The sequence below is a fragment of the Halalkalibacter alkalisediminis genome, from assembly GCF_028610705.1.
Classification (GTDB): domain Bacteria; phylum Bacillota; class Bacilli; order Bacillales; family Bacillaceae_D; genus Halalkalibacter; species Halalkalibacter alkalisediminis.
Window position 1 is genome coordinate 1 of record NZ_JAQQWT010000018.1, and the last position, 23687, is coordinate 23687.

The window sequence follows — 23687 nt, forward strand, 5'->3', positions numbered from 1 at the left end:
AAAGGTCGTCCAAATTTTGTTCCTTTCTTCTTTGCTGCTTCAATTCCTTCAGCTTGTCGTACACGAATATCAGAACGTTCTTTTTCTGCAAATGCAGTAAGAATGACAAGTACAGCTTGCTGGATAGCTTTTAATATTACATCATCTGTTTCACTATTCGTGTTAATCAGATCAAGTGGGAGTTAGCTGGTGGGTATTTTTCCTCTTTTTGTTAGTACCAGATCTGTCTATGCTTGGCTATATAGTTAATAATAAAATTGGGTCAAAAATATATAATATTTTTCATACATATACTCTTCCGTTACTTTTTATCATCTTAAGTATGATTCTAGAACAAAATTTAATGCTGGCATTAAGTATCACTTGGATAGCGCATATTGGTATGGATCGAACTATAGGCTACGGATTAAAGTACCCAAGTAATTTTAAAGATACTCATCTACAGAAAGTATAGCCACCTTCACGAAAAATTCTTTTTTTATCCAATGAGTATGTGCATAATCTATTTTTATTTATTCAATTAACGGCCGCGATTGTTGAACAACATAGGTAGAAAATGATCAAACTTTTTTATAAAAACCAAACTTAAATCAGCTGAAGAAGAATCCATTTTGATCAATCTTTTTTCAAAAAGGATTCTTCTTATTTATTGTAAAAAAAGGGTTTACGAGGTATTTTTGCTTAAACTTTATTTCAAAGCTACACTAAAACAATGTTATCAAATTTAATAAGATTTATATATTAAAAATAAGAAGGAAGAGTTTTCTCCAAATATGGGAGGGAAAAAGAATGGAGGAAAAATATTGTGAGAAGTATAATTTTTTCTTACACGGTATAATTAATCTAAACTTATAGTATTATTTTTTTGTACATAACAAGAACAAGAAGAACAAAAAAATGAGCCCAACTATAATAAAGAACGGCTCCATTATACCTAAAAACGATAGAAGATCTTGAGATAACATGTTCAAAGATTTATAGTCGAATATTTGTGTAATCAAAAATAATATAATTAGTCCTAATATCAGTTTCCTCACTTTTAACCTCCTACACTTCTATGATTGAACATACTTAACATAATTATACTGCTCTATATAAATGAATGAGAAAAACCTTCAAAGCTATTCGTCTATCATTCGTAGAAATTGTTTTGTCCGATCTTCCTGTGGATTTTCAAGTACTTGAGTAGGAGGGCCTTCTTCAATAATATAACCGCCGTCCATGAATAGTACTTTGTCTGCCACTCGGCGAGCAAAATTCATTTCATGTGTAACAATGACCATCGTTTGACCTTCTTTCGCAAGATCTTCAATGACTCGAAGCACTTCGCCAATAAGCTGGGGATCGAGTGCAGACGTCGGCTCATCAAACAGCATCACTTCTGGTTTCATCATAAGAGCACGAGCAATAGCTACTCGTTGTTGTTGTCCACCTGAAAGTGAATCAGGGTACTTATCACGATGTTCAAACATCCCCACTTTTTGCAGTAATACCTCTCCTTCTTTAATAACCTCCGTTTTATTTCTTTTTTTAACCATTAATGGAGCTTCAATAATGTTTTCCATAACTGTCTTGTGTGGAAAAAGGTGAAACCCTTGAAATACCATCCCAGAATAGCTTCGCAGTTCAATCGTATCTTTTTTACTTGGTGGCTTTCCAACCAACTGTAACTTTTTATTGCCGATCATAATAGATCCACCATTAGGAGTTTCGAGTAAATTTAAACAACGCAGCAATGTTGTCTTTCCTGAACCTGATGGTCCAATCAAACACACTACTTCCCCTTTTTTTACTGAAAAATCAATCGACTCTAGTACCTTAACATTATCAAATTTCTTCATAAGGTTTTTAACATTTATCATTGATTCACCTCATTTATCGTCGGCTCAAATATCGATTATACCGTTTTTCTAATCTCTCTTGGAAATGTCCAATAACGATACAAACAACCCAATAGATAAGGGCTGCTGTTATGTACATTGTCATACTATCAAATGTTCGACCAGCAACGAGTCTCGAACTATATAATAATTCCTGTACTGTAATGACTGATGCAAGCGACGTCCCTTTAACAACATCCATGAAAATATTAAATATTGGCGGGAGCGCAATACGTGTAGCTTGTGGAATAATAATGCGACGAAGTGTTTGTACATAACCCATTTGTAACGAAGATGCCGCTTCCCATTGTCCGCGAGGTACTGACATAATTGCTGAACGGACGACTTCAGCAATATAAGCTGCAAAATTCAAGCTAATCCCGACAATACCAGCAACAATTGCACTACTAAATTGAACACCTAATACTGGGACACCATAATAAAGAATAAAAATAAAAACGAGTAAAGGTGTTCCCCGCATAAATGAAATATAGAGCCGAGTTGGCCAGCGTAAAAACCAGAATTTTGACATCCTTGTAATTCCTAGTAATGTACCAAGAACCAAGGCAAAAAACATACTAAAAAGGGCAATAATCATTGTAATCTTTAAGCCCTCAAGTAAAAACGGCAATGAATCGATTGCAAGTTGTGGATCATATAAATGTTCCCACTTAATTTCAGTAAACCATTCAAACATGCTGACACCTCTTTAGAAATAAATTGAAAAAGAAAGAGGCTAACTCAACAGCGTTAAGCCATCCTCAAATGGAAAGGTGCCTGGCACCTCAACTTATTTCCCGTCTAACCCAACGACTTCTGAACTGTCCACTGGCTGGGAAACGTCTTCACCAAGAAATTGTTCAGAAAGGCGAGCGACTGTTCCGTCTTCTAACAATTCTTGCATCACTTCATCTAATCGCTCTTTTAATGAAGTGTTTCCTTTTAACATAATGATTGCACTTTCTGTTGCATGATATTTTACCTGTTCTGCAATCGCTAAACGATCATCACCAAATTCTTCTAGTGTACGGCGAAGAACGAGACGATCATTTAAATACCCATCACGATTTCCGTTAATGATGTCACGCAGGATTGCTTCCACTCCTCCGTCATAAGCTACTCTGTCAGCTCCAATATTATCTGCAAAAATTGCATAGTTACTAGTTAATGAGCCTAGTGCTACTTTTACGCCTTCTAAATCATAAGCAGATTCAAATTTATCAACGTCTTCTGCACGTACAATGATAGATCCGTATGAATACTTATGTGGAATAACAAAGTCAAATGTCTCTTTGCGTTCTTCTGTAATAGCAAAATCGTTTGCCGCAATGTCAATTTGACCATTACGTAAAGCAGGTAAAATTCCATCAAAGTCCATCGTACTAAATTCTACTTCAAGTCCTAAACGTTCTCCGATTTCACGAATGAGTTCTACATCAAAGCCTGTTAACTCATTATTCTCATCGTAATATGTAATAGGTGAATAAGTTCCTGATGTACCAACAACGAGTTTCCCTGCTTCTTCAACGTCAGCCCAAGCTGTATCTTCTGTTTCTCCTTCTTCTGTAGTAGTTTCTCCTGTTTCAACATCTGTATCTGTATTTTCAGCTGGTGCATCTTCAGCTGTTCCGCATGCTGCTAGTGTAAACATTAACACTAAAGCAACAAGAATTGACCCAATATTTTTCATTTACTTCATCTCCTTCTTTTGATTTCCGAGTTTTCTAATCGGGATTGTATAATAATCAATTATATAATTGATTAGAAATATGTCAATGCCATTTGTTATTTTCGATTTTTTCTAATAATTCATGAGGGACATCGGGGACAGGTACCTTGTCCCTTTTTAAAGATAGTTCAATACATATATGTACAAAAAAGGGGGTAGATATCGTTGGAAAAAAGGTCTATAAAACTGTGGCTAGCTTTTATACTAGTAGTTAGTCGATTTACATTAACACCAGTAGAAAAAGTAGAAGAAGCCCAAGCATGTTATCCTGCGTATAAATGTATGTCAGAATCTTCTTGGCCGACCACATATAAACTTTATTATATTAATTAAAGATAGATCTTTGGGAATATATATGGGTTCTGTAGTAGTTGGAGCTACAGGATTAATTCCTGGAGTTGGAGCAGCCTCTTTTTTAGCAGCCTCTGGTATAGGAGCATATGAATTAGCTAAAGGACACCTTTCTTATAAAGTGTATATCAAGAGAAGTCCTGAATCACGAAAAATAGGTAGGATAAAAACGGTATATTATAAAGAAAAAAACTTTAAAGGGGCAACTAAAACACTTTATAAAGACTAAGTTTCCCCCTTCTTTTTATTCATAATTGTATAAGGACTAAACGGCTCCGTTAGCTCAACGATCCCTCACTGCCAGTAGTATAAATATTAATAAATATATAACTTAACCTATAGATAATTATACAAAAGACAAACTGGTAAACAGCCTGTCATTAACTGGTACATTCTTTGTCATTTAGTGATAAGAACTATGTCAATGGTGGTACATTTCACTGGCCGTAATCAATAGGTATTAAAATAATGGTCATTCCCGGGGAAGCAGGGAAATAGTCTGTTCACCGTTAATGATACCAGAACTGTGGATTCGTTAAAATGCAGCTAATAGATAAACGCATATCCAACGAACAACAAGTGGACAACCATCACTTTATACAGAGGTTTGTCCACATTCCTCGTATATCCACAAGTGTGAGGAAGAAGATCTCTCTCGGGTGGATTAGATATCCACATTTAATCAACATAAGGAGCATGGGGACGGAACAATAAACTCACTAGGGAAGCACGAGAACCGTCCGAGACTGGTGAAAAAGTACCGTTTATAATTAGCTAATTTTAGTTAAGCACAAAATTTTAGGTTCTAAACTTAAAATCCAATGAATTTTTTATGATTCTAACTCTGAAGGGGGAAAACCTTTGCGGTTTTCTCCTTATTATTAGGATACTAAAGCTGCTATTCTATTAAAATTGACTGCTATTGCAGCCAATTTAGATTGTTTAGACACACCTAATAGACCATACCCCCTGGCACGGGATAGGCCATGAAACCTTTTGAGCTCCGCATTTTTCCCTTCATCAATCTTAATACCTGCCTTCTTTGTTTAGGAGTTTTCTTCTTTGTATTAGCTTCAATATGAGTTGCGTCTATACTCACACTTTTCCCTTTAAGAATCCCTTTTTCAACACATTGTTTTACTATTTCTATGATGATTTCATCTAAAGTAGATTCTCCTAAGCGTTGTGTTCTAAATTTTGATAGGAGACTTTTATTTAGGAAGAGTATCTTCTGTGTTAATACCAAGAAAGTACATAAAGGTAAGGGTGAAGTTAGCAGGGAACAGCTATTCAAAAAATGACTTTTTCATCAGTCTCGAACCGTCTCCCCGCATCCCCAAAAGGTAAAAAACATTTGACAACGCTTTCACTTTTATACTAGTATACAAGTATGGAAGTGAATGAAACCTACTTCGTTTAAGTATCTGGAGGCCAAAAAATGACTGTTATTGATTTTTCAAATAAAAAAAACACCTCGATGGGAACAAAAGTATATGAATTTCTGAAAAAAGAAATTGTCAGCTTACAGATGCCACCAGGTAAATCGATTAGTGAAAATGAAACAGCTGAAAGGTTACAAGTAAGCCGAACGCCAGTGAGAGAAGCCTTTTTAAGACTATCTCAAGAAGATTTAGTAACGGTATTTCCTCAGAAAGGATCGTTTGTTTCTTTAATTAATTTGGATCATTTAGAGGAAACAAGATTTATGAGGGAGCATTTAGAAGTAGCTACGGCACAATTAGCATGTGAGTTTTTTACTGAAAAAGGTTTCCAACTCATTACAGCTAATCTAGAGAAACAAGAAAAGTGTAATAGGGAAAAAAACTATAAAGAGTTCTATGATTTGGATGATGAATTTCATTCGATTATTTTCAGAGAGTGTAACAAAACACGAATTTGGAGTGTTTTACAAACGATGATGAGTATTAATTTTAATCGTATGAGATTTTTAAGTTTATCTGAAAATTTAAATACGGATATCCTTATCGCTCAGCACCACGAGATTGTCGATGCGATTCGAGCGAAAGATAAGGTGCGTGTCGAGAAAGTGGTTCGTGAACATTTGAATATAGTTGTCATTGACAGACAGGAGCTAATTAAAAGGTACCCGGATTTTTTTAGAGTAATTACTCCTAATTAATAGCTTTATTGAAAGGTGGGAAACACATTGAAAGATGTTATTACAATAGGGGATGCAATGATTACGTTTAACCCTAGTTCAACGGGACCGATGAGATTTGTTCAATCGTTTGAACGAAAAGTTGGAGGGGCAGAGTTAAATTTTGCGATTGGCTGTTCGAGACTCGGGTTACAGACTGGCTGGATTAGCAGGCTAGGAAATGATGAGTTCGGTAGGCATATCTTCAACTCCGTCCGTGGAGAGGGAATTGATATGTCAGAAGTAGAGTTCGTTGATGGTTACCCTACCTCTTTAAATTTCAAAGAGATTATGGAGGGTGGAGATGGAAGCACCTCTTACTATCGTTCTAATTCACCAACGTTAACATTATCGGCTGATAGTATTAAAAGCACCTATTTTGAAAGCGCTAAACTGCTTCATATTACAGGGGTTTTTCCAGCTATTGATGAAAAAAATATTGAGATTATTCATACGGCTATATCGGAAGCTAAAAAACAAAATATGCTCATTTCGTTTGATCCCAATATTCGTTTGAAGTTGTGGACGAAAGAAAGAGCGAAAGAAGTGTTACTTCAATTCTTGCCTCACGTTGACATTTTATTGACGGGATTAGAAGAAGCAGAGCTCTTACTTGGAACGAATCATCCAAAAGAAATCATAAGTGAATGTCAAAAATTAGGGATTTCTTATACGGCCATTAAACTTGGTGATAAAGGGGCCATTGGCTATCATGACGGCGAGTATGTAGAAGCGGCGCCAGTTGTGCCGAAGAAGGTTGTTGATACCGTCGGAGCGGGAGACGGATTTGATGCAGGATTTGTCTACGGTGTCTTACAAAATTGGCCGTTAGAGAGGACATTAAAGTTTGCTAATACGATTGGCTCAATTGTTGTAAGTATTAAAGGTGATAATGAAGGACTGCCGTATCTAGAGGATGTTCTTGTCAAATTAGGAGAGAAAGAATTTATTGAAAGATAAAGTTTAGAATTGAGGATTAAAATATGGAAACGGTTAAAATTGAAGCTTCAAAATTAAAGACTTTAGTTGTGACAAAATTAACAAAAGCAGGACTTAATGCCAAGCATGCTCAACTTGTAGCAGATGTATTAGTGCATGCTGATTTACGAGGGGTAAGTTCTCATGGTGTCTTACGAACAGAGCATTATATCAAAAGAATAAGTGAAGGAGGACTTAATAAGCAGGCATCTTTCTCAGTGAAAAAAACGGGACCGTGTTCAGCCGTTTTTGATGGAGACAATGGGATGGGTCATGCCGTTATGAAAGAGGCCATGGATCATGCGATTGAAATGGCGGATCAAAATGGAATTGGAATGATGACCGTAATCAATAGTAGTCATTGCGGGGCTCTATCCTATTTTGTTCAGCAGGCAGCAGAGCAAGGCATGATTGGGGTAGCCATGACACACACAGATAAAATTGTTGTTCCTTTTGGAGGAGCCAAGCCATTTTTAGGAACCAATCCAATTGCTTATGGGTTTCCAGCAAAAGCACATAAACCGGTCATTTTAGATATGGCAACAAGTAATGTAGCGTTAGGAAAAATACTCCATGCCCGCGAAAGTGGTTCGTCCATTCCTGCTGAATGGGGAGTAGATGAAAATGGAGTTGGAACAACGGATCCGCATGAAGTGGAAGCGCTCTCTCCTTTTGCTGGGCCAAAGGGATATGGTTTGGGAGTCGTTGTCGAAATTTTCTCAGGATTACTCGCAGGAGCGGCCTTCGGACCACATATTTCGAAAATGTACGGAGACTATAACAAGCCACGAAAACTAGGGCATTACTTATGTGTGATGAACCCATCTGTATTTACTGATAAGAACGAGTTCTTAGAGAATATGGATCAGCTCATTCGTGAACTTCATGAACAAGAACCGGCAAAAGGGTTTGATCAAGTATTAGTCCCAGGTGAGCCTGAGCAATTAAAAGAAGAAATGGCTCATAAAGAAGGTGTTCCAGTAACGCAAAGTGTTTATGAATACTTAGTTACAGACTAAAAGGAATGAAGGCGATATTTTCTAGGGAGGTGGTTGAAACTCATAAAGATTTGTCGGTTTCCAATAAACTATTAAACTAACATTTTAGGGGGATTTACAGTGAAGAAATTTAAATTTTTACCAGCCGTTTTTGCAGCAATGTTTGTTATGTCAGCATGTGGATCGGATGATACTTCATCACAGACAGATAATGGAAGTGACGATTCAGCTCAAGAAGCAACTGAGACGATTACTTGGAAATTCGGACATTTGGCAGCTGAAGATCACCTATGGCATAAAACAGCAGAGAAATTCAGTGAGTTGGTAAGTGAAAATACAGATGGTCAAATTGAAATTCAAATCTATCCTAACAACCAACTAGGTGGGGAAACAGATACAATCAACAGTATTAAAGCAGGTTCTGCAGACTTAGTTATTTCTGGAGAAACAATGGCAAACTGGTCTCCAACAGCTGCGCTTATGGCAGTGCCTTACGCTTTTAGAGATGAAGATCACTTAGTAAACGTCATCGAAGGGGACATCGGTCAACAAATTAAAGATGAAATTATCGAAAAAGTGGGTTTAACACCCCTTTACTATCACACACGCGCACCGCGTAACTTAACGTCAAACGAACCAATCTCTACACCTGAAGATTTAAAAGGTTTTAGAATGCGTGTACCAAACGTTCCATTGTTCTTAAGTGTTTGGGAGGAAGCAGGGGCAAGGCCACAAGTCATGGACTTTAACGAGGTGTTTACTGGATTACAGCAAGGCGTGATCGATGGTCAAGAAAATCCGCTAGATTTAATTCATAGTGCTGGTTTTGCTGAAGTGCAAGATTATGTAAATGAAACAGAACACGTTTACTCTTGGATTTATATTTTAGTAGGAAATGAACAGTTCAATGGTTTATCTGATGAATTAAAAGAAGGCGTTTTAGCAGCTGCTGAAGAAGCTCAAAACTACGGTAAAGAGCTCTTTGATACAGAATTCGAAAACTATCGTGCAGCTTTAACGGAAAAAGGAATGAACTTCAATAGTGATGTCGATCAAGATGCATTCCGTGAAGCGATGATGCCTGCTATCCAAAAAAGTTTATCTGAAGAACAATTTTCTCTTTATGAGCAAATCTTAGAAGTAGAATAGTAACACTTATTTTAGAAGGTACACCGCTTACGAACACAAAGGGAACAAAACAAGAAGTAAAGCGGTGTGCCTAATTTATTGGTAAAGGATTGAAGAAAAGTGAGGAGTACAAAAATATTAGACCGCACCTTGGAAGTAGCTACAATTCTATGTTTTCTAGCTTTAATCATTGTAGTGGTTATCCAAATTGTTTCCCGCTATTTACCACAGACTTTTGTTTGGACTGAAGAATTATCGCGGTTCTTATTTTTATTTTCGGTTTCCTTTGGTGCTCCGTTGGCATTAAAGGACAAAGAATTTATCAATGTAGATCTATTGCTCCATTACCTTCCTAAAAGAGTAAGAGAAATCTATGAGGGATTTATCTATTTGACCATTGTTTTATTTAGTGCCGTCGTTGCGTATTGGGGATTTAGATTTATCGGAATTGGCCGTGGCCAAACGTCTGCAACCATGGCAATAGACATGTCTATCATCCATGCGTGTATTTTTATTGCAATGTTATTCATTGGAATTTATGCACTTCTCCATATGATTGACTATTTTAGAGGGCACCAAAGGGAGAGTGAAGACTAATGCTAGCACTTGTTTTATTTGTTTCATTTATATTCTTAATTTTTTTAGGTGTGCCAATTGCTTTTAGTTTAGGCATCTCTTCGGTCATCTACTTGTTAATGGCGGATATTTCTTTATCGATTATTCCACAAAGAATGTTTGGTGGATTAAACTCTTTTGTTCTTTTGTGTATTCCAGGCTTTATTTTGGCAGGGAATTTAATGAATGCAGGGGGAATTACGGAAAGAATTATTCAGTTTACCAATAATATTGTAGGCCATATCCGTGGTGGGTTAGGGCTTGCAAATGTGGGATCTTCAATGGGGTTTGCAGGTATATCTGGTACAGCTTTAGCAGATACAGCCAGTATTGGATCGGTTTTAATTCCAGCTATGAAAAAACAAGGTTATGATGCTGATTTCTCTGCTGCTGTTACATCATCCTCATCAACCATTGGTCCAATTATTCCGCCTTCATTGCCACTAATTATTGTTGGTACGTTAGCAAGTGTCTCCATTGGAGATCTCTTTTTAGCGGGGGCCATCCCAGGAGTTCTTTTAGGGGTTGGTTTGATGATCGCCGTTTACATTATTTCCGTTAAGCGAAAGTATCCTAAAGGAGAAAAACAAAAGTTATCCGTCATTGGAAAATCATTTATGGATGCTTTTTGGGCATTAATGATGACGGTTGTCATTATGTACGGAATCTTGGGCGGTTATTTTACACCAACAGAAGCCTCTATTGTTGCGGTTGTTTATGCGTTGATAGTCGGTTTATTTGTGTATAGGGATCTTAAAGTAAAAGCAATTCCTGCTATTTTATTGGAATCAATGAAGAGCACAGCTTCGATTATGATTCTAGTTGGTTTGGCCAATTTATTTGGATGGATTTTAGTGAGTGAACGAATTCCTCAATTAGTGGCAGAGACGATTCTTTCGATTTCGGATAGTAAGGTTGTTGTCATCTTACTGATTATTTTACTGTTGCTCTTTGTCGGTACATTTATGGAAACGATCGCAGCACTTGTCATCTTGTTCCCAGTGCTTTTGCCTGTAGCAACGTCAGTCGGAATGGATCCTGTCCATTTTGGGGTAGTGATGGTTCTTGGTCTAATTATTGGACTTTCAACGCCTCCAGTCGGGGTTTGTCTATTTGTTGCATCAAGTATCGGGAAGGTATCTGTAGGGAAGACGTCTGTTGCTCTTATACCATTCTTAGCTGTTAGTATTTTGGTGTTATTGTTAGTTGCTTTTATACCAGAATTAACTCTTTATTTACCTAGCTTATTAGACTAATGATGAAGGAGTTGAGTGTTTCATGAAAGCTGTTCAAGTTACAGGTGCACATGAGCTTGCAATTATTGAAAAGGAAAAACCAGTTATAACGGAGACAAATCAAGTACTAGTAAAAGTAAAAATGGTCGGTATTTGTGGATCTGACATACACATCTACCACGGAACCAATCCATTAGCGACGCTGCCAAGAATTATTGGTCATGAGGTCACAGGTCAAGTAGAAGAAATAGGAGCTAATGTGACGGGCCTTTCTGTTGGAGATAAAGTAGTCATAGAGCCCATTGAAACATGTGGTGAATGCTATGCCTGTCGGACTGGAAGAAAGAATGTCTGCAGCAAGTTAGAAGTATATGGCGTTCACCTGGAAGGCGGAATGCAAGAATACTTAGTCATGCCAGACTACTTAGTTCATAAAGTGAGTCAGGATTTAAATTGGAAAGAGTCTGTATTAGTTGAGCCATTTACCATTGGAGCGCAAGCAACGTGGCGTGGAAATGTGAAAGAGGGAGACACGGTGTTAATCATGGGTGCTGGTCCGATTGGCCTTTGTTGTTTGAAGATGGCCAAGGCAAAAGGCGCAACATGTATGATTACAGATCTAAGTGAGGATCGTCTTGATTTTGCAAAGTCTTGGGGAGCAGATATCACGATCAATGCCGCAAAGGAAGATGTAAGAGGAAAAGTATTGAGCCTAACGGAAGGCGAAGGGGCAAACATTGTCATCGATGCGGTTTGTATTCCAAAAACATTTGAGGATGCCGTTGAAGTGGTTTCTCCTGCTGGATATGTGGTCGTGCTTGGATTTGATACCGTTGCTTCAAGTATTCCGCAGTTGCCTATTACGAAGAAGGAAGTCACGATTGTCGGATCACGATTACAAACGGATCAATTTCCTGAAGTAATTAAGTTATTCAATGAAAAGACGTTAGGGATAGAAGAGATGGTGACACATCAATTTCCGGTAGAAAACATTAAAGATGCGATCTCATTAATTGAAAAATCACCTAATGAAATTCGCAAAGTTGTGGTCACATTTTAAAAATGATTGAGGGGTTAAATACGATGATTCAAAAATCTAAAATTATAATGGAAATGGTAGAGTCTGGCGTAGTGGCCGTCATCCGCACAGAGAGTGAAGAGGAAGCCATCCAGACTTCTAGTGCTTGTATGGAAGGTGGAATTAGATCGATTGAAGTAACGTTTACCGTGCCGGGGGCAGCAGATGTTATTTCAACTTTGACGAAAAAACCTGAGTTTAAACATTTACTCGTTGGTGCCGGGAGCGTTTTAGATAGTGAGACAGCGCGGATTGCGATACTTGCTGGGGCTAAATATGTGGTAAGTCCTTGTTTTGATCAAGATACCGCCATCCTGTGCAACAGGTACCAAATCCCTTACATGCCGGGCTGTATGACGGTAACTGAAATGAAAACGGCGATGGAATACGGCGCAGAGATCGTCAAAATGTTCCCAGGAAATCATTACTCACCATCAATTGTGAAATCAATTAAAGGCCCGATTCCGCAAGTTTCGATTATGCCAACAGGCGGGGTTAATCTTGAAAATGCGAAAGAGTGGATCAAAAGTGGAGCCGTTGCGGTTGGAATTGGCAGCGACTTAGCCAAACCTGCTAAAGTAGGAAACTATGAAGAAGTGACTGCACTAGCTAAACAATATTGTCTGCTTGTGAAAGAAGCAAGAGCAGAAATGTAAACAAATAGAGAGTATGGAGTGGTTCGTATGAAAATGGTATTTAGATGGTTCGGGGAAGGAAACGATAGTGTTTCGTTAAAACACATTGGTCAAATTCCTGGAGTAGAAGGATTAGTATGGGCCCTTCATGATGTTCCAGCTGGAGCAGAATGGCCAATGGATAAAATCCTAGAAGTGAAAAAGCAAGCCGATGAGCATGGTTTGCATATTGATGTCGTTGAAAGTGTAAACGTTCATGAAGATATTAAACTCGGTTTGCTGTCAAGGGACGTATACATTGAAAATTATAAAAAGACCATTCAAAAGCTAGCGGAAGTTGGGGTTAAGGTCATCTGTTATAACTTTATGCCTGTATTTGACTGGATTCGTACAGATCTATTTAAAGAGCTTGAGGATGGATCAACGGCGCTTTTTTATGAAGGATCGAAAATTGAGAATATCGATCCAATGGATTTAGTAAAAAAAATCAGTGAAAACTCAGATTTAACGATGCCTGGTTGGGAACCTGAAAGACTATCTCATTTAACAAAGCTGTTTGAATTGTATAAGGATGTGACCACAGAAGACTTGTGGGATAACTTAAAATATTTCTTAGAAGAAATTATCCCGGTGGCAGAGAAACATGATATCAAAATGGGAATTCATCCAGATGATCCCCCTTATCCAATCTTTGGCTTACCACGAATTATGATTAATCGAGAAAATATTAAAAGGTTTTTAAGCCTTGTTGATAATCCTTACAATGGATTAACGCTATGTAGCGGTTCTTTAGGAGCTAATCCGACTAACGATATTGGGGATATGGTTCGAGAGTTTGCGGATCGCATTGCTTTTGCTCATATCCGCAATGTCCGAATCTATGAAAATGGTGACTTTATCGAAACATCCCACAGAACGCTGGATGGTTCGGTCGATATTTACGATATTGTCAAAGCCTATCACGAAAAAGGCTTTACAGGTTACGCCAGACCAGATCATGGTAGACATATTTGGGATGAGGAGTGCAGACCTGGATACGGGCTGTATGACCGTGCACTTGGAATCATGTATATGTGGGGGATTTGGGATTCTCTAGAAAGACAAAAGTAGAACGGATCAAAATAGTAGTGCCCCTATTAGCCGTTTAGTAAATGGGGGTCTTACTACTTTAAAAAGGAGGAGAATCATATGTTAACGATAAATGAAAATCTCAAGGGGAAAGTGGCTGTGATTACCGGAGGAAGTGGCGTGCTATGCCGTGCGATGGCGAAAGAGCTTGCTAGACAGGGAGTAAAGGTAGCCATTCTGAATCGAACGGAGGAAAAAGGAAAGCAAATTGAACAAAGCATTAGAGAAGCAGGAGGAGAGGCTTTAGCTATTGCTTGTGATGTTCTTGATGTCGAAAGTATTAAAAGAGCTGAACAACTTGTAACCGAAACATTTGGGGTTTGCGACATCTTAATCAATGGTGCTGGTGGAAACCATCCAGACGGAATTACGACAAATGAAATCTTCCAACAAGAAGATTTGGAAAAGGATGATGTCTCTACTTTTTTTGATTTAAAGAGTGAAGGATTTGGTCATGTATTTAACTTAAATATTTTAGGAACGGTAAACCCAACCCAAATCTTTTTAAAGAAAATGGTTGATAAAAAGGGTGCTGTTGTGATTAATATGTCGTCAATGAGCGCGCCTTCCCCGATGACTAAGGTCCCAGCCTATAGTGCGGCAAAAGCGGGTATCGATAATTTCACACAATGGTTAGCGGTTCATATGGCTCAAGCAGGAGTCCGTGTGAACGCCATTGCCCCAGGTTTCTTTTTAACCGAACAAAATCGAGCATTGCTAACGAATGAAGATGGCTCACTCACAGAGAGAGCAGGAAAGATTATTACACATACGCCGATGAGAAGATTTGGTGATCCTGAAGATTTACTTGGAACATTATTATGGTTAGTTGACAGCAAGATGTCTGGATTTGTGACGGGTGTAACCATTCCGGTAGATGGTGGATTTATGGCTTATTCAGGTGTTTAGAGGGAGTGGGAAGTGGGAAGGGAAGCGGGGGGACGGTTCGAGACTGGTGAAAAAGTACCGTTTCTAATTAGCGAATTTTAGTTAAGCGCAAAATTTCAGGTTCAAAACTTAAAATCCAATGAATTTTTTGTGATTCTAACTCTGAAGGGGGAAAACCTTTGCGGTTTTCTCCTTATTAATAGGATACTAAAGCTGCTATTCTTTTAAAATTGACTGCTATTGCAGCCAATTTAGATTGTTTAGACACACCTAATAGACCATACCCCTTGGCGCGGGATAGGCCATGAAACCTTTTGAGCTCCGCATTTCCCTTCAATTGAAGCTCTTTTTTTATACTTTTCTAGAAACTCTTCAGTTTTTTGGTACTAAGAAATTTCATAAAACTCTGTTGTGTTTTTACCCACTGTCAGAATTCTTCTAGCCCTTTTTTGGGTACACTCATCCCTTAGTGGGCATTCCTTGCATTGCTTTAGATAGTTCTACTGTTTTCATTTAGAATAATAAACCACTAGGGAAGCACGAGAACCGTCCCGTTGCTTCCCGTTAGGATTCTTCTAGCTCTTCACGGATGTTCTCTAGCTTTGCGATCGTAGACTGAATCATTCGATCATAGATTTCTAAGATCAACTGGCCATAATTATCACCGGGAACGGCCCATTTTCCGTTTAAGGCGGTCCATGTAGTAGCAGATCCTCTGTTTACTAAATTAAAGCGTGGGTCCACTAATGGGTACTTGTCCGGTAACGGTTCAGTCGAAGCATAGGCAAATAAATGTTGAATATGGGCGAGAACCCCATCTCGCGGTGTAGCAAAGCTTGCTCCTGGATTATCTGAATCTGTAGCGCCTATACCGGCAAAGTTGTTTTGACTCGGTTGTACGACTCCGGTAAATCGAAAGAAATTCGTTTCATGAATGGCTTGAGCAAACGCAACGTCTCCTCTAATTCCATAATAGTCTCCAAAGGTTAAATAATAATAACCTAGCTTGATAGCGTTAGGGTTTATTTCTTTCACATACTGGTCCATTTGCTCTGGTGACTGGAACGTCTGACCTACTATCGAATAGCCGGACTGGACCTGACCCTGATCGTCTTGAGTAGAGTTGTTATCACTGAGGATGAAAGCATCTTCAATTCCTGCATTTTTCACTTCTTGCAGGCGTTTCTCGGCATTTTCTCTGCTTGAAAAGGCCCCAGCTTGGACACGATACCTGGTCTCACCAGAAACAGTAGTAGTGCTAATAAACGACTCAATGTTTCTTGAGTTCAAGTAAGCTACTCTCTTTTCTGCATTTTCTCTTGAAGTGAAAGAGCCAGCTATGACCTTGTAAGTGACAGAGTCATTTGGTTTGCGTTGAAGATTAAAGGCATTTGCTAAACCATTTACATGCCCCTGGGCTACTTGTTGACGCCAGGTAGAATCTTTCATCAAGGCAGCATCTTCAGGATTATCAATAAACCCATTCTCAGTTAAAAGGGCGGGCATGGTCGTTTCTCGTAAAACGTGAAAATTAGCTTTTTTCTTTCCGCGGTTAGGAAGTTGATTCACTTTTGTTATTTCTGCATGCATATGATCTCGATACTGAGCAGTTGTGGATGAATCAGATAAGCTGCTATGAATATAGTCTTCATATCCTCTGGCTGTGCCATTAAAGGCATTAGCATGAATAGACAAGAAATAATCAGCGTTCCAAGTATTGGCCTCGTTCGTACGTTCAGCTAAACTTTTACTGATATCGCTTGTACGACTCATCCTGACCTCGACGTTTTCATAGTGATTTACTAGAATTGAACGGATTCTAAGAGCTATATCTAATACAATGTCTTTTTCTCTCAACCCATTACCTTGAGCTCCTGGATCTGAACCACCGTGTCCTGGGTCTAAATAAAGTTTCATCGAATTCCTCCATTCTCTAAAAAGTACCTTACCTTAATATAGTATGGAAAGGGATGAATTTTTGATCTGGACAAACGATGGTTCTGGTGCCTGGCACTCACTGTTGTACGATAATCCTACTTCTGGAAAAATCCCATGAGTAAAGGGGGGTGGAAGAAGAAGGAATTATCATACATATGGTTCCATATGCAATAAGTGAATACAAGGACCGTGCTGTTTGTGGTATTCTCTAAAGAAGATTATCGTAAAAATAATGATAGTACCTAAACCTGTATCCATACCTTTGAGTGACTTAAATACCATAATGTTATATATATTCCTCAGGCTGAAAGAAGATAAGTAGTTTTGAAAGAGAGATTATCGAATGGCTATAAAAGAAATGGCTGTTAGGTGGTTATGTCAACGTTCCAAACTTGGATTAAAGGACCAGCCTTTCATGATGGGAATTGACTGAATAGTTAGTAACGGAGGTGAGGATGGATGAGCCAACATGACTTTCACGATCAAGCCCCCAGGAATATAAGCCGTCTACATTCGGTTACAACAGATACGTTGAAACATATAGGACAAAGTGTCCCTCCTGATGAAAGGAAGCCTGGAGATCTAGTATTCTTTGATACGTACAAAATTGACGGTCATGTTGGGATTTACGTCGGTCCGTTTTAAGGGGCGCAATCTAGTACAGGAGTAGCTTTTGTAGATAGGACTTCCGGATATAACCAAGAATGAGTTCGTCTGGAACCTTTTGATCGGCCTCTGTGATGTGGATCCTGGTGGTGGACGTCCCTTACTTCCTTTTTTCTCTTTTACTTGGTCCTTTTTTTGATCGTAGTAGGTAGAACGAGAAATGCCAATGATTAGCACCGTTTGTATCGCGTAGCCTTTGGAGATCCACTTGTCAACTACTTCAAATTTTTCAGCAAGTGAGGGTTTTTCTTTTTTATAAGGTCTTGTAGAACAGCCATTTTTTCAAGATCCTTCTCACCTAATAGCTTTTTAATCGATCATTATCTCGAGATAGTTTTTTTAACTTCTAAGAGTTCTATATTGGTTGCTTGCTGTCTCCATACTCGCCATCTTTGTATTTTCTAACCCAACGACTGACTATGTTTGGATTTAATTCATAGCGACGAGCAACAATCGTTTGTTTCCCTGTTTCAAGTACTTCTCTTAGGCCGGTTAATTTCTTCTTTAGTGTTTTGTTCGTTTCATCATAAAAGCCCCCTTGATCCTTAGGTTGTAAGTTATTTCACTATAACTAAACAGTCTGTAAAGGGCTATAGAGAACGATAGATTATATAGAGTCTTAGTGAGCTAGTAGCGCGAGGAAGTAGCGATGGCAACATACAGGGCAATCACTTCTGAGCGAAAGGAGCATCATTCTTGTGAAAAGCATTCAAAGTCGCCTATTGATCATGCTTATTATTTTTATCATCTTGCCGTATTTTTTATCTGTGCTTTTGATTTATGGGTATACGAAGAAGAATGTGGAGCGGTATGAGCTTGCAAGCAGTCACGATCAAATGCAAGAGGTGTCTGATCATCTCGAACAATACTTTCATGACATGATCCATCTTCCATATATTTTGTATCGAAATGCTGATTTATTTCGAATGTCAGAAACCGATATTGAAAGTTCGACTTATTCCAATCCATTGGTTATTGAAAAAGCCCTAAAAACGTTTTATTTGATGCGAAGAGAAATTCGTCAGGTTCGGTATTATATTGCAAACGAAAAAAACTCGTTTTCTGTTTATAATGCGATGATCAGTGCCCGTAAGCATCAACCGGATTTATGGAAGCTAGCTTCGATTCAGGATCTGGTCAACTCTGACCTAAATTTTGTGATTGAGCCGCCGCATCAGATTCAGAATTATACCGATGCTGCGATTATTCCTCAGTCGGACAAAACGATGGTTTTGACGATGCATCATAAAATCATAGATGTCCTGTCCAACGAACTTCTTGGCATCATCACGATTGATATCGATATGGATGAATATGCCCGCATAAGTGACCGTCTCATTCAGGGGGGGGAGGAATCGGCCTTTTTAATTGATTCGAATGGTTTTGTCATATATGCAAGTGATCAAGACTTGATCGGACTACCTATACCTGCCGATTTACAGTCGCAGATCAATCAGGAAGAAATCTATTCTGATGATGGTGATATTATCTTGTCGAGAACGTTGTCAGGGCCGTTAGAACAATGGAAATTAGTTAAGATCACCCCGAGTGAGTTCCTCTTCAATGAGGTGAGGCAAACCGCCCGTACCAATATCATGGTCGGTGTGGGAGTGGTATTTTTGGGCTTATTAATGGTTGTCATTATTTCTTACAAGATTACTCGTCCACTGAAACTCCTTAGCAGAAAAGTACGGAAAATTGAGGGCGAGAATATGGACATGGACGTGCTGTTTGATGATCAACGGGAAGATGAAATCGGCCATCTGGAAAAGCATATAAAGGGTATGATGGACCGGATTAATCTTCACATTGAACGTGAATATAAACTGGAGATTGAGAATAGAAAAAACCAATTCAAGGCTCTAAAGTCTCAGGTTAATCCGCACTTCTTATATAATTCATTACAGTCCATTGGTGCGGTTGCGCTTCGGTCCAATTCTCCGGATGTGTATAAATATGTGACGTCCCTCTCTAAAATGATGCGATACTCCATTCGTGCAGATCAATGGGTGTCGGTTCAAAGTGAAGTCGATTATATAAAAGCCTATTTGGAACTTCAAATGGAGCGTTTTCGAACCGGTTTAAGCTACTCTATTGATATACACGAGACGATTCTTGATAGGATCGTTCCAAGTATGATTCTACAACCGCTCGTTGAAAATTTCTTTAAACACTGTTATGAAGCGGGGGTTTATGAAGCTCATTTGCACATTTACGGAGAAATACGTGAAGAACATTTATATCTGGTTGTAGAAAATAATGGACCCAGTTTAACGGATGTAGAGCTAAAGACATTAAGGGAGAAAATCTATACATCGGGTGATGAAGCCTATTCACACGAGCATATCGGTTTGAAAAATATTCATGATCGATTAGTTTTAAATTATGGACCGGGAGCAGGAATTGAACTAGATACGAAGGATGGACAAGGGTTCTCAGTAAGGCTTATGATTCCATTACTTTAAAAAGGAGGATGACATACATGAAAGCTCTGTTGGTGGATGATGAATTCAATGTACGGGACGTCATTCGTTCTTTGGGGCAGTGGCAAAAATACGGGATTACGACTGTTTTGGAAGCCAACAATGGCAAAGAGGCAAAAAGATTGATTGAACGGGAATCCCCGGAAATCATTTTTACAGACGTAAAAATGCCCGAAATGAGCGGTATTGAATTAATCGAGTGGTTAGATGCCATATCTTATCCGGGTAAAGTGATTTTGGTCACGGTGTGTGACGACTATTCATACATGCGTAAAGCGATTCAGTACAGCAGCTTCGATTATTTATTGAAACCAATTGAAGCTGAAGCGCTAAATAATGCATTGTTCGGAGCTGTTAAGGCTTGGGCTAATGAAGAGGAGGAACGCCATAACAAAGAGTCGGGCTTCTATGAAGATGTCAAAAGTTTACGTATGAACCGGGTGGTGACGGCAGCTTGTAACCGCGAGCCTTTTGACGCTGGACAAATTGCCTCATGTCTTCCGCAAGCTGATGTATACGATCTTGCTTTACTTTCTTTTTACCAAATGCACGATTCCGATTCTTATATTCAGTTGTTGGCTCATGAGCTATGTGATCGGGAGTGGGGGAATGCATTTGCGTTTCTGAACGACCATAATCTCTGTGTGGTGATTACTGTGCAGGGTCAATGGGTAGCGGTAGAAGAATGGATTAGTCATCACTTTGATGTCCCTATTCGTTTTGTTAATGTTCCATTGAAATCATTGGAAGAACTACCTACAACTTTTCAAGCTGCGCAAAGAGAAATGGCTGATCAACATTTCAGATCGATACACCGATTGACCAATGTGGATGATGCGATGCGCATGCATGACATGGTTGCTTATGTTGAGAAGTATTATACAGAAGAGTTGAGTTTAGAAAAACTGTCCAACCGGTTTTTCCTAAGTCGCGAACATATCTCAAGAAGATTCAAACAAGAAAAAGGAGTGACCCTGTCCGAATACGTCACTCAACTAAGAATTGAACAAGCGAAACAGTGGTTAATTCAAACGGACGAGAAGGTGTACTCGATATCCATAAAGCTTGGATATCAGGACGGAAATTTCTTTTCGAAGCTATTCAAAAAAATGGTTGGGATGACACCGATCGAGTACCGGAAACACGGGAAGAAGTGCTAAAGCAGAAAAATTTAAAATAGATCCGTTTTCGTCTTTTAAAACAAGAAGGATTGATAAATAGTTACATTTACCTGAGGGGGAGACAATGAAAAAAAGGATTATTTTGCAAATGTTTTGGACCGGTATGATCATCCTACCACTCTTCGGGTGTGAGGCTGACAATGAAACAGTGAAATCAGAAACGATAAGTGAAGATCAGAAGACCACGTTGGAAGTGTGGAATCGGAAAGTCGAAATTTCCACACAGTTCGAAGAGATGGTTCTGGCTTATGAAAAGGAAAACCAGGGTGTGGATATTATCGTTCGTACCGTAGGCGGAGGGGTCGATGACCGCAGTGATCTAATTGCACAGTTAGCTGCCGGAAGAGGTCCTGATATATTTACGAACGGTGGATATGAAGAGGCCAAAAGGTGGAGTGAATATTTGGAAGTTCTTTCTGATCAACCTTGGGTTGAGAATGCGTTTGAAGATGCGATAGCATCCATGAAAATCGATAACGAAATTTACGGAATGCCGATAAACCTTGAAGGATATGGATTCATTTATAATAAAGATTTATTTAAAGAGGCAGGCATTGAAACGTTGCCCAAAACGCTTACGGAATTAATCGCAGCAGCAAAAAAATTGGAAGCGGCGGGCATCACGCCTTTTGCAAACGGATATTATGAAAAGTGGAAATTGGGTCATCTCTTAAATATTGCCTTTGCGCAACAGGAAGATCCGGATGCCTTTATTAAAGGCTTGAATGACGGAACACAAGAAATCAAACAAAATCAAAAATTCAAAGATCTGATCAGATTGTTGGATGTAACGGTAATATATGGAAATGAGAATCCGTTGACTACGGATTACAACATGGAAGTGAACCTGTTTGCCACTGGGATGGCAGCGATGATTCAGCAAGGTAACTGGATTCAACCAATGATCGATCAACAAACGCCCAATATGAACATCGGATTTCTGCCAATTGCAATTAATGACGATCCTAAAAACGATGCCTTAGTGGTCGGTGTACCCAATTACTGGGTTGTGAATAAACAATCGACCCCAGAGAAGAAGAGAGAAGCAAAGAAATTTTTAAACTGGATGGTTTCTTCAGAACAAGGAAAACAATTTATGACGGAACAATTCAAATTTATTCCGGCGTTTAAACATATTGAGACCAACCATTTAGGACCGCTCGCAGACGATATTATTCGTTACACCAAAGAGAAGAAGACGTTGTCCTTTAACTGGTTTAAATACCCTGGGGGAGCAAGGGATGAGTTCGATCATGAATTCGGACTTGCCATGCAAGCTTACGTAGATAAACAGCTTAATCATGATCAATTGCTGCAAGAGTTGCAGAAGTCGTGGGAGAAGGCTGCGAGGAAATGATGGATCATCCCGCAGTTGTAAAGTGACAATCAAGTTATTGAATTTTAAAACCTCAAACAGTATAACCCCGTTCTAAATTTAGGACGGGGTTATACTGTTTGAGGTTTTGATGTAAGATCCTTCACTTTACCTAAAAATATAACAATTAAGTCGTTTAAATCTAGATATTACTCCACAATAGCGCCCGTTTGTTGAAGATCTTAATATTGAAAAATCAATATTTCAGTACTATTTCTTATTTCACTAACGTCCCCGTTCCTTCAACATGAAGAAGTTCAATCAACCCTTATTCAGGGATTGCCTCTTTTACTTGAAGAAGACATGTAAATCCACTCTATAAATGTAGTTAAAATTAAAGTATAATGTAACCGTGGTTACATTAATGGGAGGTGGAATATTGATTAGTTGGCTACACCTCACTTATAAAATGCCTAGAAATCCTAGTTCTCCAAGGGTGAAAATCTGGAGGAAACTAAAAAGTTTAGGGGCTTTTCATTTACATGATGCTATATGGCTTTTACCTAACAATGCTTATACATTTGAACAATTTCAATGGTTAACTGTTGAGATTAAAGATTTAGGCGGAGAAGCAACTATGTGGGAATCACAACTTCTCTTTGGATTGTCTGATGAAGAAGTGAGTCAGTTATTTATTGAACAAATCAATGAAAGCTATATTGAACTACTAAAAAACCTGGATGGAGAAAACATCGATTTGGTTTCTTTGTCAAAAAAATACCAACGGATAAAAAAAATTGATTATTTCAAGTCCCCGTTGGAAATAAAAGTACGCGAAAAAATTACACAACAAAGGAGTGATTTAAAATGAAGTGGGTTACATGGGAAAACATTGGAGTGGACCGTATGGCTTGTTGTTGGTTAATTAAAAAGTATATTGATCAAGAAGCTGAATTTATTTTTATCCCTGAAGGCGAACAAGAAATTCCTGATGGTACAAGGGGATTTGATATTCCAGGGGCAGAGTTTTCTCACAGACATGGACGATGTTCTTTTTATTCTTTGTTAGATGACTATAACTTACAGGATACTGTGTTAAAAAAAATAGCTCAAATTGTAGATGAAGCAGATACGGTTCAAGAAGTTTTTTTAGAACCTGTTGCACCTGGTCTAGATTTTATTTGTGATGGGATTAGTTTAATTAGCAAAGATGATTATGAAGCGTTAGAAAGAGGTTTCATTATTTATGACGCTTTATACGCAATGATAAAAAGAAATAATCTTTAATAATGGGAGAGAAAAA

At 38.6% G+C, this 23687-nt stretch carries 21 protein-coding genes and 4 pseudogenes; 18 read left to right on the plus strand and 7 right to left on the minus strand.

Features of this window, described 5'->3' with window-relative positions:
* Window positions 1-167: pseudogene (locus PQ474_RS18570) on the minus strand (recombinase family protein); the annotation flags it as partial.
* 17 nt (window positions 168-184) lie between these two features.
* On the opposite strand from PQ474_RS18570, the pseudogene PQ474_RS26650 reads away from it, so the two are divergent.
* Window positions 185-454 (plus strand): annotated as a pseudogene (locus PQ474_RS26650) (DUF4260 domain-containing protein); the annotation flags it as partial.
* 667 nt (window positions 455-1121) lie between these two features.
* On the opposite strand, the gene PQ474_RS18575 reads toward PQ474_RS26650, so the two are convergent.
* From PQ474_RS18575 to PQ474_RS18585, 3 genes are all read right to left on the minus strand, one after another.
* A complete protein-coding gene (locus PQ474_RS18575) occupies window positions 1122-1862 on the minus strand; it encodes an amino acid ABC transporter ATP-binding protein (protein ID WP_273846548.1) in 741 nt (246 codons plus the stop codon).
* Window positions 1863-1875: 13 nt separating this feature from the next.
* Window positions 1876-2577, minus strand: coding sequence for an amino acid ABC transporter permease (locus tag PQ474_RS18580; protein WP_273846550.1), 702 nt, complete (start codon window positions 2575-2577; stop codon window positions 1876-1878).
* Between the two features lie 93 nt (window positions 2578-2670).
* Window positions 2671-3570 carry a transporter substrate-binding domain-containing protein gene (locus PQ474_RS18585; protein ID WP_273846552.1) on the minus strand — a complete coding sequence of 300 codons (900 nt, stop codon included), beginning with the start codon at window positions 3568-3570 and terminating at the stop codon, window positions 2671-2673.
* A 394-nt stretch (window positions 3571-3964) separates the two neighbouring features.
* On the opposite strand from PQ474_RS18585, the gene PQ474_RS18590 reads away from it, so the two are divergent.
* A complete protein-coding gene (locus PQ474_RS18590; RefSeq protein ID WP_273846554.1) occupies window positions 3965-4189 on the plus strand; it encodes a hypothetical protein in 225 nt (74 codons plus the stop codon).
* Window positions 4190-4975: 786 nt separating this feature from the next.
* On the opposite strand, the pseudogene PQ474_RS18595 reads toward PQ474_RS18590, so the two are convergent.
* Window positions 4976-5237: pseudogene (locus PQ474_RS18595) on the minus strand (transposase); the annotation flags it as partial.
* 161 nt (window positions 5238-5398) lie between these two features.
* On the opposite strand from PQ474_RS18595, the gene PQ474_RS18600 reads away from it, so the two are divergent.
* From PQ474_RS18600 to PQ474_RS18645, 10 genes are all read left to right on the plus strand, one after another.
* Window positions 5399-6100 (plus strand): GntR family transcriptional regulator, encoded by a 702-nt coding sequence (locus tag PQ474_RS18600; protein ID WP_273846556.1) that lies wholly within the window; start codon window positions 5399-5401, stop codon window positions 6098-6100.
* Between the two features lie 27 nt (window positions 6101-6127).
* A complete protein-coding gene (locus PQ474_RS18605) occupies window positions 6128-7078 on the plus strand; it encodes a sugar kinase (protein ID WP_273846558.1) in 951 nt (316 codons plus the stop codon).
* 23 nt (window positions 7079-7101) lie between these two features.
* Window positions 7102-8115 (plus strand): ureidoglycolate dehydrogenase, encoded by a 1014-nt coding sequence (gene allD, locus PQ474_RS18610; RefSeq protein ID WP_273846560.1) that lies wholly within the window; start codon window positions 7102-7104, stop codon window positions 8113-8115.
* Between the two features lie 99 nt (window positions 8116-8214).
* Window positions 8215-9243, plus strand: a complete 1029-nt coding sequence (locus PQ474_RS18615) for a TRAP transporter substrate-binding protein (RefSeq protein WP_273846562.1) — start codon at window positions 8215-8217, stop codon at window positions 9241-9243.
* 99 nt (window positions 9244-9342) lie between these two features.
* Window positions 9343-9819, plus strand: coding sequence for a TRAP transporter small permease (locus tag PQ474_RS18620; protein WP_273846563.1), 477 nt, complete (start codon window positions 9343-9345; stop codon window positions 9817-9819).
* Window positions 9819-11093: a TRAP transporter large permease gene (locus PQ474_RS18625; RefSeq protein ID WP_273846566.1), complete on the plus strand. Its 1275-nt coding sequence runs from the start codon at window positions 9819-9821 to the stop codon at window positions 11091-11093. Before PQ474_RS18620 ends, PQ474_RS18625 begins: the two co-directional genes overlap by 1 nt.
* 22 nt (window positions 11094-11115) lie before the next feature.
* Window positions 11116-12132: a zinc-binding alcohol dehydrogenase family protein gene (locus PQ474_RS18630; protein ID WP_273846568.1), complete on the plus strand. Its 1017-nt coding sequence runs from the start codon at window positions 11116-11118 to the stop codon at window positions 12130-12132.
* A gap of 23 nt (window positions 12133-12155) precedes the next feature.
* Window positions 12156-12806: a bifunctional 2-keto-4-hydroxyglutarate aldolase/2-keto-3-deoxy-6-phosphogluconate aldolase gene (locus PQ474_RS18635; RefSeq protein ID WP_337956376.1), complete on the plus strand. Its 651-nt coding sequence runs from the start codon at window positions 12156-12158 to the stop codon at window positions 12804-12806.
* Window positions 12807-12833: 27 nt separating this feature from the next.
* Window positions 12834-13895: a mannonate dehydratase gene (uxuA, locus tag PQ474_RS18640; RefSeq protein WP_273846571.1), complete on the plus strand. Its 1062-nt coding sequence runs from the start codon at window positions 12834-12836 to the stop codon at window positions 13893-13895.
* Window positions 13896-13973: 78 nt separating this feature from the next.
* On the plus strand, window positions 13974-14822 hold the full coding sequence (locus tag PQ474_RS18645) for an SDR family oxidoreductase (protein WP_273846573.1): 849 nt from the start codon (window positions 13974-13976) through the stop codon (window positions 14820-14822).
* A gap of 181 nt (window positions 14823-15003) precedes the next feature.
* On the opposite strand, the pseudogene PQ474_RS18650 reads toward PQ474_RS18645, so the two are convergent.
* Window positions 15004-15295, minus strand: a pseudogene (locus PQ474_RS18650) (transposase); the annotation flags it as partial.
* Window positions 15296-15365: 70 nt separating this feature from the next.
* On the minus strand, window positions 15366-16718 hold the full coding sequence (locus PQ474_RS18655; protein ID WP_273846574.1) for an N-acetylmuramoyl-L-alanine amidase: 1353 nt from the start codon (window positions 16716-16718) through the stop codon (window positions 15366-15368).
* A gap of 480 nt (window positions 16719-17198) precedes the next feature.
* Between PQ474_RS18655 and PQ474_RS18660 the strand changes: the two genes are divergently transcribed.
* The 6 genes from PQ474_RS18660 (at window position 17199) to PQ474_RS18690 (ending at window position 23671) form a co-directional block, all read left to right on the plus strand.
* Window positions 17199-17384: an NlpC/P60 family protein gene (locus PQ474_RS18660; protein WP_273846576.1), complete on the plus strand. Its 186-nt coding sequence runs from the start codon at window positions 17199-17201 to the stop codon at window positions 17382-17384.
* A gap of 719 nt (window positions 17385-18103) precedes the next feature.
* On the plus strand, window positions 18104-19870 hold the full coding sequence (locus tag PQ474_RS18670) for a cache domain-containing sensor histidine kinase (protein WP_273846578.1): 1767 nt from the start codon (window positions 18104-18106) through the stop codon (window positions 19868-19870).
* Window positions 19871-19887: 17 nt separating this feature from the next.
* Window positions 19888-21048 carry a response regulator gene (locus PQ474_RS18675; protein WP_273846582.1) on the plus strand — a complete coding sequence of 387 codons (1161 nt, stop codon included), beginning with the start codon at window positions 19888-19890 and terminating at the stop codon, window positions 21046-21048.
* Between the two features lie 85 nt (window positions 21049-21133).
* Window positions 21134-22426 carry an ABC transporter substrate-binding protein gene (locus PQ474_RS18680; RefSeq protein ID WP_273846584.1) on the plus strand — a complete coding sequence of 431 codons (1293 nt, stop codon included), beginning with the start codon at window positions 21134-21136 and terminating at the stop codon, window positions 22424-22426.
* Window positions 22427-22823: 397 nt separating this feature from the next.
* Window positions 22824-23255, plus strand: a complete 432-nt coding sequence (locus tag PQ474_RS18685) for a Chromate resistance protein ChrB (RefSeq protein ID WP_273846586.1) — start codon at window positions 22824-22826, stop codon at window positions 23253-23255.
* Window positions 23252-23671 (plus strand): chromate resistance protein ChrB domain-containing protein, encoded by a 420-nt coding sequence (locus PQ474_RS18690; protein ID WP_273846588.1) that lies wholly within the window; start codon window positions 23252-23254, stop codon window positions 23669-23671. Before PQ474_RS18685 ends, PQ474_RS18690 begins: the two co-directional genes overlap by 4 nt.
* The last annotated feature ends 16 nt before the right edge of the window (window positions 23672-23687 follow it).

Coding starts and splice junctions, on each gene's coding strand:
- PQ474_RS18575 (WP_273846548.1), bottom strand. CDS start 1,862: ATGATAAATGTTAAAAACCTTATGAAGAAATTTGATAATGTTAAGGTA.
- PQ474_RS18580 (WP_273846550.1), bottom strand. CDS start 2,577: ATGTTTGAATGGTTTACTGAAATTAAGTGGGAACATTTATATGATCCA.
- PQ474_RS18585 (WP_273846552.1), bottom strand. CDS start 3,570: ATGAAAAATATTGGGTCAATTCTTGTTGCTTTAGTGTTAATGTTTACA.
- PQ474_RS18590 (WP_273846554.1), top strand. CDS start 3,965: ATGGGTTCTGTAGTAGTTGGAGCTACAGGATTAATTCCTGGAGTTGGA.
- PQ474_RS18600 (WP_273846556.1), top strand. CDS start 5,399: ATGACTGTTATTGATTTTTCAAATAAAAAAAACACCTCGATGGGAACA.
- allD (WP_273846560.1), top strand. CDS start 7,102: ATGGAAACGGTTAAAATTGAAGCTTCAAAATTAAAGACTTTAGTTGTG.
- PQ474_RS18625 (WP_273846566.1), top strand. CDS start 9,819: ATGCTAGCACTTGTTTTATTTGTTTCATTTATATTCTTAATTTTTTTA.
- PQ474_RS18630 (WP_273846568.1), top strand. CDS start 11,116: ATGAAAGCTGTTCAAGTTACAGGTGCACATGAGCTTGCAATTATTGAA.
- PQ474_RS18635 (WP_337956376.1), top strand. CDS start 12,156: ATGATTCAAAAATCTAAAATTATAATGGAAATGGTAGAGTCTGGCGTA.
- uxuA (WP_273846571.1), top strand. CDS start 12,834: ATGAAAATGGTATTTAGATGGTTCGGGGAAGGAAACGATAGTGTTTCG.
- PQ474_RS18645 (WP_273846573.1), top strand. CDS start 13,974: ATGTTAACGATAAATGAAAATCTCAAGGGGAAAGTGGCTGTGATTACC.
- PQ474_RS18655 (WP_273846574.1), bottom strand. CDS start 16,718: ATGAAACTTTATTTAGACCCAGGACACGGTGGTTCAGATCCAGGAGCT.
- PQ474_RS18660 (WP_273846576.1), top strand. CDS start 17,199: ATGAGCCAACATGACTTTCACGATCAAGCCCCCAGGAATATAAGCCGT.
- PQ474_RS18675 (WP_273846582.1), top strand. CDS start 19,888: ATGAAAGCTCTGTTGGTGGATGATGAATTCAATGTACGGGACGTCATT.
- PQ474_RS18680 (WP_273846584.1), top strand. CDS start 21,134: ATGAAAAAAAGGATTATTTTGCAAATGTTTTGGACCGGTATGATCATC.
- PQ474_RS18690 (WP_273846588.1), top strand. CDS start 23,252: ATGAAGTGGGTTACATGGGAAAACATTGGAGTGGACCGTATGGCTTGT.